The 14,564-nt window shown below is 41.9% G+C and carries 12 protein-coding genes; 8 read left to right on the plus strand and 4 right to left on the minus strand.

The features are described 5' to 3' along the window. Positions 1–252: 252 nt before the first annotated feature. Positions 253–702 (minus strand): Lrp/AsnC family transcriptional regulator, encoded by a 450-nt coding sequence (locus ACSSVW_RS09295; protein WP_454179223.1) that lies wholly within the window; start codon positions 700–702, stop codon positions 253–255. A gap of 99 nt (positions 703–801) precedes the next feature. Here ACSSVW_RS09295 and ACSSVW_RS09300 point away from each other — a divergent pair, with 99 nt between their 5' ends. Next, positions 802–1,392 (plus strand): LysE family translocator, encoded by a 591-nt coding sequence (locus ACSSVW_RS09300; protein ID WP_074989061.1) that lies wholly within the window; start codon positions 802–804, stop codon positions 1,390–1,392. Between the two features lie 31 nt (positions 1,393–1,423). On the opposite strand, the gene ACSSVW_RS09305 is transcribed toward ACSSVW_RS09300, so the two are convergent. Both ACSSVW_RS09305 and ACSSVW_RS09310 read right to left on the minus strand, forming a co-directional pair. After that, a complete protein-coding gene (locus tag ACSSVW_RS09305) occupies positions 1,424–2,605 on the minus strand; it encodes a hypothetical protein (protein WP_421418659.1) in 1,182 nt (393 codons plus the stop codon). A gap of 33 nt (positions 2,606–2,638) precedes the next feature. Continuing rightward, on the minus strand, positions 2,639–3,829 hold the full coding sequence (locus ACSSVW_RS09310) for an ROK family transcriptional regulator (RefSeq protein WP_074989007.1): 1,191 nt from the start codon (positions 3,827–3,829) through the stop codon (positions 2,639–2,641). A 269-nt stretch (positions 3,830–4,098) separates the two neighbouring features. Here ACSSVW_RS09310 and ACSSVW_RS09315 point away from each other — a divergent pair, with 269 nt between their 5' ends. From ACSSVW_RS09315 to ACSSVW_RS09345, 7 genes are all read left to right on the plus strand, one after another. After that, on the plus strand, positions 4,099–5,199 hold the full coding sequence (locus ACSSVW_RS09315) for a substrate-binding domain-containing protein (protein WP_454179203.1): 1,101 nt from the start codon (positions 4,099–4,101) through the stop codon (positions 5,197–5,199). A gap of 8 nt (positions 5,200–5,207) precedes the next feature. Then, a complete protein-coding gene (locus tag ACSSVW_RS09320) occupies positions 5,208–6,176 on the plus strand; it encodes an ABC transporter permease (RefSeq protein WP_118844501.1) in 969 nt (322 codons plus the stop codon). Then, positions 6,169–6,942, plus strand: a complete 774-nt coding sequence (locus ACSSVW_RS09325) for an ATP-binding cassette domain-containing protein (RefSeq protein WP_074989010.1) — start codon at positions 6,169–6,171, stop codon at positions 6,940–6,942. Before ACSSVW_RS09320 ends, ACSSVW_RS09325 begins: the two co-directional genes overlap by 8 nt. 12 nt (positions 6,943–6,954) lie before the next feature. Then, a complete protein-coding gene (locus ACSSVW_RS09330) occupies positions 6,955–8,553 on the plus strand; it encodes a glycoside hydrolase family 3 protein (RefSeq protein WP_454179204.1) in 1,599 nt (532 codons plus the stop codon). A gap of 110 nt (positions 8,554–8,663) precedes the next feature. Then, positions 8,664–11,240: a TonB-dependent receptor gene (locus tag ACSSVW_RS09335; RefSeq protein WP_454179205.1), complete on the plus strand. Its 2,577-nt coding sequence runs from the start codon at positions 8,664–8,666 to the stop codon at positions 11,238–11,240. Between the two features lie 236 nt (positions 11,241–11,476). Further along, the gene (locus tag ACSSVW_RS09340; protein ID WP_454179206.1) at positions 11,477–12,238 is read left to right on the plus strand and encodes a hypothetical protein; all 762 of its coding nucleotides are present in this window, start codon (positions 11,477–11,479) and stop codon (positions 12,236–12,238) included. A gap of 49 nt (positions 12,239–12,287) precedes the next feature. Next, the gene (locus ACSSVW_RS09345; RefSeq protein WP_454179207.1) at positions 12,288–13,202 is read left to right on the plus strand and encodes a hypothetical protein; all 915 of its coding nucleotides are present in this window, start codon (positions 12,288–12,290) and stop codon (positions 13,200–13,202) included. Positions 13,203–13,205: 3 nt separating this feature from the next. On the opposite strand, the gene ACSSVW_RS09350 is transcribed toward ACSSVW_RS09345, so the two are convergent. Then, complete coding sequence (locus ACSSVW_RS09350; RefSeq protein ID WP_421418671.1) at positions 13,206–14,495, minus strand: S8 family serine peptidase; 1,290 nt, start codon at positions 14,493–14,495, stop codon at positions 13,206–13,208. Positions 14,496–14,564 lie beyond the last annotated feature (69 nt).

Below are 14,564 nucleotides of genomic sequence, written 5' to 3' on the forward strand. Positions count from 1 at the left end.
CCGCCTCTATAAAAACAGCAACTTTACATTTAACACGTTGAAAAAAATGAGTTTAGAAAGTAACGCCATGCTGTATCGGCCAAAAAATACCTAACAAAACAGGGGATTTCTGGACTTTATAAGTAACCTTATTTAACAGGTACATTCTCAACGTATTGATTAAACGTATGAGCAGTCTGCTGTATTCATAGAGTGATTAACATGATTATTAAAATGCTTAAGAGTCATTTATCACTCTTTTAATCTCTCCTATTATGCTCGCTCATCTTTAGGAGACCCCATCACCACATGTGACGTAATGGTTCTTACCTGAGGAATTGAACCGAGCACATCAGCATGAAATGCTTTATATGATTTTAAATCTGCCGTTTCTACCCGCAGTAAATATTCAAACGCACCGGTCACGTTATGACACTCTTTAACTTCATCAATAAACGCGAGTGCTTGCTCAAATGCGAGCTGCGAGCTTGTTGAGTGGTCGTTTAAACCCACGCCTACATAAGCGATAAAACCTAAACCAACAGCGTGATGATTAATCACTGCGCGGTACCCCGAAATCACCCCGAGCCGCTCAAGTTCTTGAACCCTTCTTAGGCATGCCGATGGCGACAACCCCACTTTCTCTGCCAGCTCAGTATTTGCTAAACGGCCATCACGCCTTAACTCATGCAATATTCTGCCGTTAATTCTATCTTTCTTCATTTTAAATTGTGATTTCAAACTACCAAAAACAACATTAAGCGCGATAATTGCGTGCATTTCAATCTATAATTGCAACTTAACAAACAGGGAGAGACTATGATGAGTTTTGAGATGATGACAGCACTGGCGTTATTCGCCCTCGTTTCGTCAATTACCCCTGGGCCCAATAACTTAATGTTGATGAGCTCAGGTGCCAATTTTGGTTTTAAAAGGACCACACCGCATATGTTTGGGGTAACGTTAGGCTTTATGTTGATGCTCTTTTTAGTTGGCCTCGGCATTATGCAGCTGTTTGACTTATTTCCGCTAAGCTACCTCATTCTAAAAGTGTTTTGTGTTGTTTATTTGTTATATCTCGCTTATAAAATAGCCACCAGCAACGGACAACAACACACACAAAATAAAGGTAAGCCTTTTACTTTTATTCAAGCGGCCCTTTTCCAATGGGTGAACCCTAAAGCATGGGCAATGGCGCTTAGTGCGATAAGCTTATACGCTCCGAACAAAAACGTATCAGCGGTATTAATCGTCAGTGCCGTATTTGGTTTAATTAATTTACCTTGCGTGAGCTCGTGGACCTTAGTAGGCGAAAAACTACAACACTGGCTTTCAAGCCCCACTCGTTTAAAACTATTTAACTACTTAATGGCACTACTTTTAGTCGTGTCGGTCTTGTTTAGTTTGCTTTAGTAACGGGCCTTATTTAAAAATGAGACCAAGATTACAGAAATTGAAACTGTTCTACTTGTGTAAGTTTTAACTTTTCAATTTCTTTTTTAGCGTTTTTACAATGGCGACGTAACTTAGATGGCACATCTTTATTGTCAATAATGCTTTTAAGCAGTGATTGATATCGTGCAGTTTGAGCATTGGCAAAAATTTTACAATAGTAAGCGATACCATCGAGCATATTACCATCTGTAGTTTGCTTATTGAGCCATAGTTTACTGGCTAAAGCATCTAAATATTGCTCATCATAGACACCTATCCTGTCATATTTCCGACCAATACGTTGCGTATCCATTCCATCGGCTTGGTTAACCACATCAATAAACTGATAATGCTCTTGACTACTTACGTTATGAGTACGTCTAGAGTAAAACTGCTGGTCTGTCTGTGACTTAACCATTTCAACAGCCCCAATATCTTTATAATGATATAACTGTATTTCGGGGCTATTATTAAAAAAGCCTTTTTCAATTACACGGATATGATCAGGCTTTCCTAACTTTGTAACTACAGCATCGACACTCAACCCTCTCTCTAGAAAAAATAATGGGTTATCAAATGGTTGATTGGTAATTAAGATTGACTTTTTAGGTGCAGCTTGATTTTTTTCAGGCTCTGGTAATTTGACTTCCCCATCAGATAACATCGCAATTTTTGTTTTACTTTCGTCAGGGTCACCTTCAAGTACAATGGCATCTGAAACTTGCTTTCCTGACATATTTTCAATCCATACAGATGAAAAATCGGGGCTTAAATACCCTTTGACAACATAATGTTGATTAGCTTCGGGTGTAAAAGACACATCACCAGACACAATAAAATTGCTTCCCGCATTGAACATATAATTGATGGGGGCGGCATGGTGTACTTGTGCAACTAAAGTTAATGTCATTGGCTCTGTCGGTACTTCACGGCTAAATCCAACCGGAGTAAGTAGCATTCCTTGCCCATATGATGCCTGATGCGTAGCCCGAATAGAATTATTAACCTGTTTTCCATCAACTTTGCTTAAATAAAAAAACTGCCCAGAACTCGTGCTCCCCACCTTGTAAGTATCATCAAGTTTAGCCGTGTTGCCTTGGTAGTTTTTAGGGATCGGGTTGTATGTTGCTACACAGCCAACAAGTGATGAAGCCAGCATAATGATGGCAAAAAAGCTTGCTATTTTTCTCATTTTTAAACCTAACTAACTATTTTAATTATTATTTTAGCTTTCAGAAGCATACACTAAGTGTTGAATTTGGGAGCATTGAAGCTCAAGTGGCATGTAAAGCGTTTGCATATTCTTACGACTCAATGCGGCATGAAGTGGTAAAGTGGCTAGCCCCTTAATGGTGATGTTGGCAACATCAGGGGTTTTAATTAACCTAACAACCTCTCTGTCACCATATTGAGAGATAGAAGGTATAAAAGGCCGTAATTGCTTAATTAGTTTCTCTAATAAAATATCACTGACATCACCACCAATGATGATTGTTTGCGTATTCAAAAGTGACTCAAGCGTATGAATAGCAATGCGCAGAGGCTCGGCGGCTTGGTCTACCCACCTATCTAAATGTTTACTTACAGCTGATTGGGTAATAACTTCTTCTTGCGTTAAATCATTTAAATTAAGCATCGCTTTTAAGGATGTTATCGATGCAAAGTCGTTTAACCGTCCTAATTCGGCTGTGCTTTCATCTGTTTCTGGTGTTACAAAAATATCACCTAACGCGCCTGTTAGGCCATTTTGACCAAGCAAAATTTGCCTATCATACACCACCGCTGATTCAACTCTTGAGCCTAGGTGTACAAAAATAAAGTTGTGAAGTTGCTGTGCTTCTCCAAATAACATTTGAAAAGCAGCACACGCCGAAGCTGAGGTTTCAAGCGCCACGGGTAATTGCAGCTTATTGGCTAAACGTTGCTGCCATTGCTTGTTAAATGTAAAACGATTAATCGCCGTATCATCACTGACTTCGAGTGATAACCCAACGCCTAAAATTAATGACTTATCAATATTATCGATTTGCACTAGCGTGTCGACTAAATACGCTGCTTTATCTAACAGCGCATCAGGTTCAACCAAGGTATGCAGTCGGTTTATTTGCTCACCATTTAAGTAGAAAAGTCCCACTTCTAGTTCGTTATTCAACACTCTTATCGCAATGCTATAGGCTGCTTTCTTATTTAAAACGAGCATTTTAGACGGTTTTCCTGCACCTTCTGCTTTTTTAATCCCGACTTCTTCTACTAGTTTTGCCGCTAGCAGCTCTTCAACCATATTGGTGATTGTTTGCTTTGTAAGCTGAGTATTTCGCGCAATTTCCACACGCGAAACAGGGCCTTGAGTAACAATTTGCGAGAGTACAAGACGCAAATTTATCGCTTTATTTTGCTTTGCGTTAGATCCTTTCACTGTAAGCCCACCTTTTTTACATCTTTCTTCGTTTACAACGTCTTACGCAGTTTAAGCTATCGTAACAGGAAACCGAACAAAAATTAATTAGTAAAAACATTTGACATATTTATACTCATGCATAAATATGATTATAAATAAAACAACTTAGAAACGTTACTTTTACTTTAATTTCACATTACAAAACAAGCTTACCTATAAATTACAATTAGTTACAGTAGGCTATGATAATTAAGTCAAAGTACGTGCATTAAACAGGATTGTTTAACATGTCATCGACTAAAAAAAACAGCAAGCAAAGCATACTCAAATCAGCAAACCGCTACTTTTTACACGTATTATGCTCGTTATGCTTTTACAGCTTTGCTTTATCGGCACAAGATAGCCAAACAATAGACTGGTCAAAAGCAGCGAATGCCAGCGACATAGCGCTCTCTTCAGAACAAATAAAGACTATAAAAAATAAACACCTTACCGCAGCACTCGCTTGGCATGGCGCAAGCCCGTGGATCAATGCCGTTAGCCGCGGAGCAGGAGATGAGTTTAAAAAGCTTGGTATCAAAGTGATTGCACAAACCGATGCGCAATACGACCCTGCAAAACAAGTGGCTGATTTAGAGAATATTTCAACTCTAGAACCCGACCTCGTTTTATCTCTGAGCATTGATGGCATAAGCACTAAATTAAGCTATCAAAAAATACTTGCCGTCGGCGCCAGACTGGTTTTATTAAGTAACCCGATTCCAGGATTTAAACATAACCAAGACTATGTCGGTATTGTGACTGATGACATGTTTGGTATGGGAGAAGCAGCCGCAGAATTAGTCGCGCAAGCATCAAATAATGCGGGCAAAGTAGGGCTTATTTTCCATGACGCTAACTATTTTATTACCAATAATCGCGATCAGGCTTTTCGAAAAGCCTTAGCACGCTACAGCAATATTAAAGTGATCAGCGAAAAAGGCTTCGTAAAAGAACATGAAACAAGCAATATCGCTGCAGCAATGCTCTTACAACACCCTGAAATAGATACTCTTTATGTATCATGGGATGCCGCAGCAGAAGGCGTTATTGAAACGCTACGCTCGATTGGCCGTAAAGATATAAAAGTTATTACCCATGATTTAGGAGTAAATAACCTGCTTGATATGGCGATGAATGGCAATGTATACGGCACCATTTCAGACAGACCCTACGACATTGGTAAAACCATGGCTCGCATTGCAGCTGGGGCTGAAATAGGTATTCAAGCACCTGAATTTACACTGGTCCCTTTCGACTCAGTGACCCACGAAAATATTGCCCCTATTTGGCAAAAAGCATTTAAAGCACCGCTGCCTAAATTACTTGATTTAGCATTAAAACAATAAGGAACGACATGAGCATAAATCAACTAACACTAAACCAAATAAAGGGGATCGCGTTGAAGCGAGAGTTCTTTATTTACTATATTTTTCTGACCGTGATGCTGCTATTTACCATTACGCTCCATGACAGTGGCTTCTTTAGCCTCACCAATTTCATGAATATCGTAAGACAAACAGCGCCCGTCACTATTATGGCTATTGGACTTACGTTTGCATTAGCCGTTGGGCATATTGACTTGTCAATTGGTGCCGTTGTTGCACTTTCGGCGTTAGTCGGCGCGATTTTGCTACAGCATGTAGGCATTCCTCTTGCTGTTGTTGGCGCCTTGAGCGTGGGACTCATTGTGGGCCTTATTAACGGCTTACTAATCGAGCGCTTGCAAGTGTCTTCATTGCTTATCACCTTAGGTACAATGGGCGTAATTACTGGCGTTGCACGACAAATTACTAATTTAGAATCTGTGCCAATTATCGATCAAACTTTCACTGCTTTTTTTGGAGCGGGCGAGCTTTTTGGTGTGCCTTCCTTACTTATTTGGACTGTTGTGGTAGCAGCAATTGCCTACATTGTTCTAACAAAGCTTGCTTTTGGCCGTCATCTACTCGCCGTGGGAGGCAGTCCAAAAGCAGCCCTCGCCATGGGCATTAAAGTGACACGCATTAGACTTTATGCATTGGTTATTTCTTCTTTAGCAGCGGCGCTTGCAGGCTTGTTATATGCCGGTCGTTTACATGGTGCACGATACACACTCGGCGAAGCAGACTTATTAACAGTGATTGCGGCTGTTGCCATTGGTGGAACCAGTCTTTTTGGTGGTCGCGCTTGCATTATTGGCGCAATTTTAGGCTCGTGGTTAATGGGTATGATCAATAACGGGTTAATCCTTTCTGGTTTTTCCACCAATGAACAAATGATTGCGCGCGGTGTAATTTTAGTGATTGCCGTTGCTATTGGTGTCAAGGAGTTAAAAAATGGTTAGAACAGCACTCGACCAAGTGGCCTTAGAAGTCCGAAATATACAAAAAAGTTTTGGCGGTGTTCACGCACTTCAAGGGGTTAACTTTACCATTAACAAAGGCGAAGTTGTTGGCTTACTAGGCGACAATGGCGCTGGGAAATCAACCTTAGTTCGCTGTGTTTCAGGCATTCATAGCCCAGACGAAGGCGAAATAATCGTGAATGGTCAAGTGGTCAATATTGACTCCCCTTTAGATGCACGCAATGTTGGAATCGAAACAGTTTTTCAAGACCTCGCCATGGTGCCAGAGTTCAACATTACAGAAAATTTATTTCTGAACCGTGAAATAAAACACAAAAACCCTATTCTTCGTCGACTAGGCTGGCTTGATAAAAAAGCCATGGAGAAAAAAGCCAAAAAAGCATTAAACCGACTTAACAGCCGTATTCCTAGTTTTGAAGAACAGATTTACCGTTTATCGGGCGGACAGCGCCAAGCTGTGGCCATTGCCCGCGCTGTAAACTGGGGAGCTGATATCGTTATTATGGACGAACCAACAGCCGCTTTAGGTGTTGAGCAAAGTGCCCAAGTCAATGAGCTTATCAACCTTATCAGCTCTCAAGGCGTTGCCGTATTATTGATCAGCCATAATATGCAGCATGTCGTAGAAACATGCGACAGAGCGGTTGTACTTTACCAAGGTAGATCGGTTGCCGATGTTGCTGTATCCGAGGTAAGCAAAGAAGACTTAGTTAGCCTCATCACAGGCGCTAAAACAGCAGCATAAGGAAGTATAATCATGAGCATAGAAAAAAAAGTAGCCCAATTAATCGACACCTTGCCCTTAGCCGAAAAAGTGGGTCAACTGTTCTTACTCGCTTTTGCAGGTAATGATTACGAATACGCAAAAGCATTAGTTAAATACTATCATGTGGGTGGTTTTTATATCACAGATGACAACGCTGCCAATCCTAAAGAGGCAACGAATTTGGCGACTATGCTACAACAGGAAGCCGCTTTAAGAGCATGTGATGTCCCTTTATTACTCGCAGTAGATCAAGAAGGCGCTTGGGGAATACTCACACACCATACCGATTTAGGTCCCGGTAATCTGGCGCTGGGCCAAGCAAATGATCGCGCACTTACCGCAGACATGTACCAAGTTTATGGTGAGCAAATGCAGCAAATTGGTTACAACACCCTGCTTTCGCCTTGTGCTGATGTCAACGCAAACCCTAATAACCCGATTATTGGCTTACGTGCTTTTGGTGAAGAAACGGTTGGAGTTGCCCATCATGTCAGTGCTGCAGTCGAGGGAGCAAATAAGTCGGGAAACCTGTGTTGTGCAAAACATTTTCCTGGTCATGGTGATACACAGAGTGATTCACATCAAACCCTCCCCATTGTAGATAAATCTTTTACCGCACTCATGCAACAAGATTTAGTTCCGTTTAAAGCCGCTATTGAGCAAGGCGTAGGGCTTATTATGACAAGCCACATTTGCTATCCGCAAATAGACCCTAAAAACCCCGCAACTCTATCGAAGATCATATTGCAGGACATTTTACAAAAACAATTGGGTTTTAAAGGGCTTATTATTACCGACAGCATGAATATGTGGTCAATGAGGCATAATTATGAGCCTGCCGAAGCCGCTATTAAAGCGCTTGAAGCAGGTGCTCATATTGTCATGTTAAGTGAGGAGCATTACGAAAACAGCACAACCCCCTACAAAGAAATTCAAGCGGCGACTATTCTAGGGGTTATCGACGCTGTAAAAAATAACGTTCTGGATGAAAAAGTCATTAATGACCGGCTTCAACAGGTACTCGTGTTCAAATATAGGCACTTTGCAGATTCGCCGACACCAACGAACAGTCTGCTTAATAAAGCCCCTGACATTGCAAAACTTGCAGCAGAGAAAGCCATAAAAGTATTAAGAAATGAACAAGGACTTTGGCCACTCAACACTCGTCCATTTACCTTAGCATTTGCTGCAAACCCGCAAGGTTACGAAAAAATAACTAACGACAGAGGCATAGGCCCCAATGATCCTTTATCGGCTCAACATGTCATTGTAAGTACGCTGCAACAACGCAATACGCCCCACACACTGCTTAGCTATCAGCAACTGTTAGCGGCTCTAAACAGCGACGACTTCGAACTCAACACCCCCCTTGTGCTAGTAACCGAAGATTACCCTTTGCCCGGCGAGTCATTTGATGTTTCTGAGCAACAAAAAATACTCAAAAAGGCAATCGATAAATGGCCCGATCAGCTTATCGTTATTGCCATGCGCTCTGACTACGAACTCGAAAACCACCCGCAGTTAAAAACGTATATTTGCGCCTACTCAAGCAGAGCGATTAGTGCAGAAGTTATAGCAAAGCTGTTATAGAGCGTTCATAAAACAACCAAATTAAACTTGATAATTAGTCAAAATGATTTAATAAATAATTAGTAAATCAATTTTATTAATTATAACGATAACAAAAAAAGGATAACCTAATGAAAACAACCGCTGCTTTAAAAACCCATTATTTAACGCTATGCATAATGACAGCGCTATCAAGCGTATCGCTGTCAACTTATGCTCAGCAAAGTGAATCACAGGCACAAGAAAACAAGGAAATGGAGACCATTGAAGTGCGTGGTATTCGTCGCAGCCTGACCGAAGCATTAAACACTAAGCGCTTTGCAGATTCTGTTGTTGATTCTATTTCAGCTGAAGATATTGGCAAATTCCCAGACAAAAATATCGGTGATGCCATGCAACGTATTCCTGGTGTGACTGTCGTACGTACATTTGGCGAAGTAGCGGGTGTAACCGTACGTGGCACAGCACCAGAACAAAGCATGGTATTACTGAATGGCCAAAACGTTGCCAGTGTCGGTTGGTTTGATTTAGGTGGAATGAATCGAAGTTTTAATTTTGAAATGCTGGCAGCAGAACAAATTTCTGGAATGGATTTATACAAATCAGCCGAGGCCGATATCAACGAAGGCGCAATGGGAGGCACAGTTAACCTCAGAACAAGAAAACCACTTAACTTAGAAAGTGGCACCGTTTACGCTTCTGTTGAAAACAGCTATCACGCCAATGCTAAAACATGGTCACCCGCTTACTCAGGCCTTGTAAGTTGGAAAAACGACGATGAAAACTTTGGTGTTTTAGTTGCCTACTCTAATGAAGAGTCAAAAGTATACCGCGAAACGCTATCAAACTTTGGTCCCGCTGGTAACACCACATTTGTCGATACAAATGGTGTAGAGCGCCAATCATATGGTGCAATGTCATCCATTTTATTTGATGAAGACAGAGAGCGAAGCAGCTCACAAATCACGCTACAATACGCACCTAGCGACGCCTTAAGCATGGATTTAAACTACAACTTATTTGAACTTGAAAATAGCCATGTAAACTCAGCACAATTTGCGATTGTCGGCTTTGGGCAAATGCAAGGTGACTCTGTTGTTGTCAATGATCAAGGTATTGTCACAGCTGCAACATCACTTGCGTCGGGTCCTGGGCTTGCTCCCCTTTTCAATAATACCGTATTACGAACACCCAAAATGCAAACCGATGCACTGAATTTTTCGCTTAATTACAATGCAGACACATGGTCAGCAGACTTTGTAGTTGGTCGCTCTAATGCCGAAGGCCGTACTTTACAGTCAAGTACGTGGTGGGGTGATATTACCGACACTGCAAACTCAAGCTTTAGTTTTGACGTTGCAGGACCTTTGGAGTTAATTCCAACAAACCCTGATTATATGAGCGATCACAGTAACTTTGCGCTATTTCAAGAGTTCACATTTATTAACTACAAACGCGATAATACGATTGATTACGCCCAAGCTGATTTTACTTTCCAGCTCGAGTCAGGCTTATTTACATCGATACAAGCAGGCTTGAAAGTGCAAGAGCAAGTTTTTTCATCACAAGGTGATTTCCAAGATTTAGATGTCGCGGCAGCTCAAGCAGATAACTTAACCCTCGCCGATTTCAATGGTGGCTTTGTATCAGGCTTACACAGTGCTGAAGGTCGTGCAGGCAGTTTGTCAGCATTCCCTGTTGCAAGCACCGCAATATGGGATTACGCACACAAAAATAAGCCTTCTGAAATCACCGTAAAAGATGCTTTTTCGATTGAAGAAGATATCACTGCTGCCTACGTGAAAAGTAATTTTTCGGGTGAAGGCTTTAGAGGTAACATCGGCTTACGCTATGTCGACACTGATATTCTCTCAACCGGCAGCATTAATGGCGAGCCAGATAAAATCAACAAAAGTTACAGTAACTACTTACCAAGCTTTAACTTAGCTGTTGATTTATCTGAAGAGATGATTTTTCGTTTCGCCGCTGGTTCTGCAATTTCACGCCCTGATTATGACGATATGAAAGTGGCAGATATCATCTCAGAAAGCTTTCAAACAGCCAATGTCGGTAGCCCCGAGCTTGACCCCTATAAGTCAGACCAATATGACATGGGTATAGAGTGGTATTTCAGCCCATCATCTATTATCGGTGCTACATTCTTTATTAAGAACATTAGCGACTACATTGAGCAAACCACCGTTAAAGAAAACTACCCTGGTTGCGGTCCTGAATGTCTTGTAACACGTTCAAGAAACGTCGGTACAGCCGATGTACGAGGCCTTGAATTACAATACCAACAAGACTTTGATAATGGCTTTGGTATTCAAGCAAACTACACCTACACAGACAGCAGCCGCACAAATTCAGCGGGCGAAGAAGTTCCGATTGAAGAAGTATCACAAAACTCATTTAACCTATCTGGTTACTATGAAAATGAAATTTTCAGTGCACGACTAGCCTATAACTACCGCGATGACTGGGTTCGCCAGTATAACGGAAGTAGTTTAGACAGCATGAACGACCCGTATGATCAATTAGATGCATCGATTGTTTGGCATGCGACTGATTATCTAGATATCACCCTTGAGGCAGCTAACTTATTGAACGAAGCCCTCGTCTTACGCCAACCAAAAGCAGGCAACATTGTGCACAGCGTAGATGAATTTGGCACCCGTTACTTTGTTGGTGCAAGTATACGATTCTAGACACCTAATTATGCATATTTTTGCATAATTGTAAGCAGCCATCGGCTGCTTGCACAACAGGTAAGGCTTACGTTTTTCCTTATCTAGCTCTTTTAGCTAACACAGAGCTCCATGCTCTACCATAAGGCAAGTTGCCCAGCTTGCCTTACTTTCACACCTGCTTATAAAAAAATTGGGAATAAATATCTCGTCTGTTCGTTACCTCTATGTCAATTCGTAAAAAAGAGGACGAGACAATGACTCACTTTAAACAAACTTTAATCGCAATGTGTGTAGTAACTTCAGCAGGTTTAACAACGGCGAGCTATGCAGCAGATGTGCAATTATCGGTATCAACCGACCAACAAGCTTCAAGTAATATGCAAACATCTCTTGCACCGGCTAATGCAAGTCAAACAAGCACGACATCATTGATGCAAAATAGCCAAGTTTCAGGCTCTGCGACAACTCAAAACTCAGCCACAGAAACAAACACGACTACGAGCAACAGTGCACAAACCAATACTGAAACAAACACAACAAACACGGCTCAAAATGCTGAACAAACGCCTACTGCAACTACCGCAAGCTCACTTAATAGCATTAATGAGTCTGCAAACTCAGTGAGTGTAACAGCGATATCAAACCAAGCAGGTGCAACTATTGATAACAGCGTATCGATGGTTAATGCAATGACCACAAGTAATGCAATTAACCCTACTGCACTGACCTTGCAAAACCAGCTAGATCAGCAAACAAGTGCATTAACTCAAGCAAACATAACCGAGCTCCCACTGCTTGATGTGAACCAAGTATCTGCCATTAGCAACAACCTACAATCAAGCCTGTCAGGGAATGTGCAACAAGCCGCTATCAACTCTGTGCAAAGTAGTGTTGAGCAAACGGTAACTTCTACAGTGAGTAATAGTGTCAGCCAACAAGTTGCTGACCAAGTCACCGCGACCACAACAACAGAAGTGGTTAACAGTATCCAAAATAGCCTTAATTTAGGCCTTTAAAGTCGTGTTGTGCCGGGTTATTACCCGGCGCACTTTTAAGGAGGTCGCTATGCGTACACTAACAACACTTTCTGTAATGAGTGCAATGACGTTAAGCATTCATGCAACCGCAGCCGATGCAACGTTTAATGCACATGCTCAGATTGGTTTAACGAGTAACTCAGATTTAGCAATAAAAGAGCTCGATGTCATTTCATCACAAAGTGACACTGGCACCTTGCTGTCTGCGGGTCTAAGTGCAGAATTTAAAGCAACCGATGCGCTCAAGTTCACACCCAGTTATCGTTATGAAAACACCAATTACCATACCTTGGATCAATACGACTTATCGCTCCATCAATACGGGTTAGACACAAATTATAAGCTAACACACACTGACATTGGCTTTCGTTATGATGGTGCAACAGCCCAAGTGGCTAACAAAACATTTTTAACGCTCGACCAAGGAAGTCTTTACATAGGCCACTTTGTCAATAACACCACATATTTAAGAGCAGCATTGAAAGCGGGTGAAAAACAATTTACCACTCAACCTGCACGTGATGCACAAAGCCTTGGCCTTGACACCAGTCTTTTTTATTTTATAAATCAAGGTAATACCATGTTGCTACTGGGTGCAAGTCTCGACAAAGAAGATGCAACTGAGCAACAATATGACTTTTCTGGCTGGACTTTAAATACGCGCGTTTCACACACGTTCACCGCTTTCGGCAACACAAATAAAGCGAGCATTGGTTGGCGATATCAAGATAAAGACTATCAAGAGAATCCAAACGATATGCTCACTGAGCCAACCCCATCACGTGATGAAAGCCGCCATATTTTAACCGCGCATTGGCAACTATCGCTGCTTGATTCGTTAAGTTTAATTACCGAGGCTGAGTATGGGGATTATCAATCTCAGTTAGAGGCAAATACATACACACAAAGCATTGCGTCCATTTCTTTGCGTGCTGAATTTTAAGCCTTAATAAGTGATTGAGCCATGCCCAAACACGCTATCTTTTCCGGGTTTTCCTTTATCGACTGCACGCTCAACTAACTTATTATAGATAGAATGGGGTGTGTAATCGGGATTCGCCGCCAAACATGCCGCAGCCGCAGTCACCTGCGGCGCCGCCATTGAAGTCCCTGATTCAACCCCTAAACCACCGCCCGAGTTTAGTGTTAATACGTTGACACCTAAGGCTGCAAAATCAATGTAGTCACCTTTATTTGACCAACGGTATATTTGCCCATTTTTATCAACCGCACTCACTGCAATAACATTTTCATACGCCGCGGGATAAAGCGGCAATGCAGCGGGGCCATCATTACCGGCTGCTGCAACAAGAGTCACTTGCTGCGCAATTGTCGCCTTAATTGCTGCCGCTAAAATAGCATTATCTGGCCCAGTAAAACTCAGGTTAATCACTGGAACTTGCGCAGCCACCAGCCAATTTAAGGCATCAACAATAGCAGCCAATGTGGCACCCTGCGACAAGTCTGATTGACGATAAAAAACCGCCGCGCTGTATAACGTTGCTTGGTTTAATAATGGCGATAACTTGGCCGTTTTACCAATCATAACACCGGCGACCGCAGTGCCATGTAAGTCAGGTGATGCCACGGAATTGGGCAGAAATGACCGAGTCTCAATGGTGCTCCCCACAAAACCAGGGTGCGCCAAGTTAAGTGCGCTGTCGATCATGCCTACCCGCACAGGCAAGTCGCAAACGGGCAGGCTTTTATGTGTGTTAACACCTTGCAAAGGACCTTGCTGCGCTTGATAAATGTGATTACGTCCTAATAAGGCCGCATCATCTATCGACAAAAGACGTTGTAATTGAGCTTTTGAATCAAACTGTTCAGGCACCACAAATCGTAATAAAACCATTCCCAAAGCATCGTATGATTGACGACTGACTATCTGTGCACCAATGTGCTCTAGCTTCGCTCTATGCTGTTCATTGGCTAACAAAATCCATTGCCGTTCGACGGCTCTAAAACCCTGCTCTGTTTCGATTTCTATGAATGCTGGTTTTCCTACCGTATTCAAAATAGCCAACCGGCTGGGTAATGCGCTTATATCAGTCGCAAGTTGTTGAATAGAATCAATGCTAGGCAATGCGCGACGTGGAATATCGAGCCTATCTTCAATACGTTCAATGGCTGGGTCTATCTGCTCTATAATAGGGCTGATCGGTTTTATAACCGCGGCATATAAATTACTCGACATGAGCAATAACGTGCCAAGGGCAACATCTTTTATTTTCATGTTACAGTCACTTCTCTTTTGACTAAGGTTAAAGGTATAACGTTTGAAATAAAAATAAATTGCATATTT

The organism is Pseudoalteromonas sp. MBR-15 (assembly GCF_053628915.1).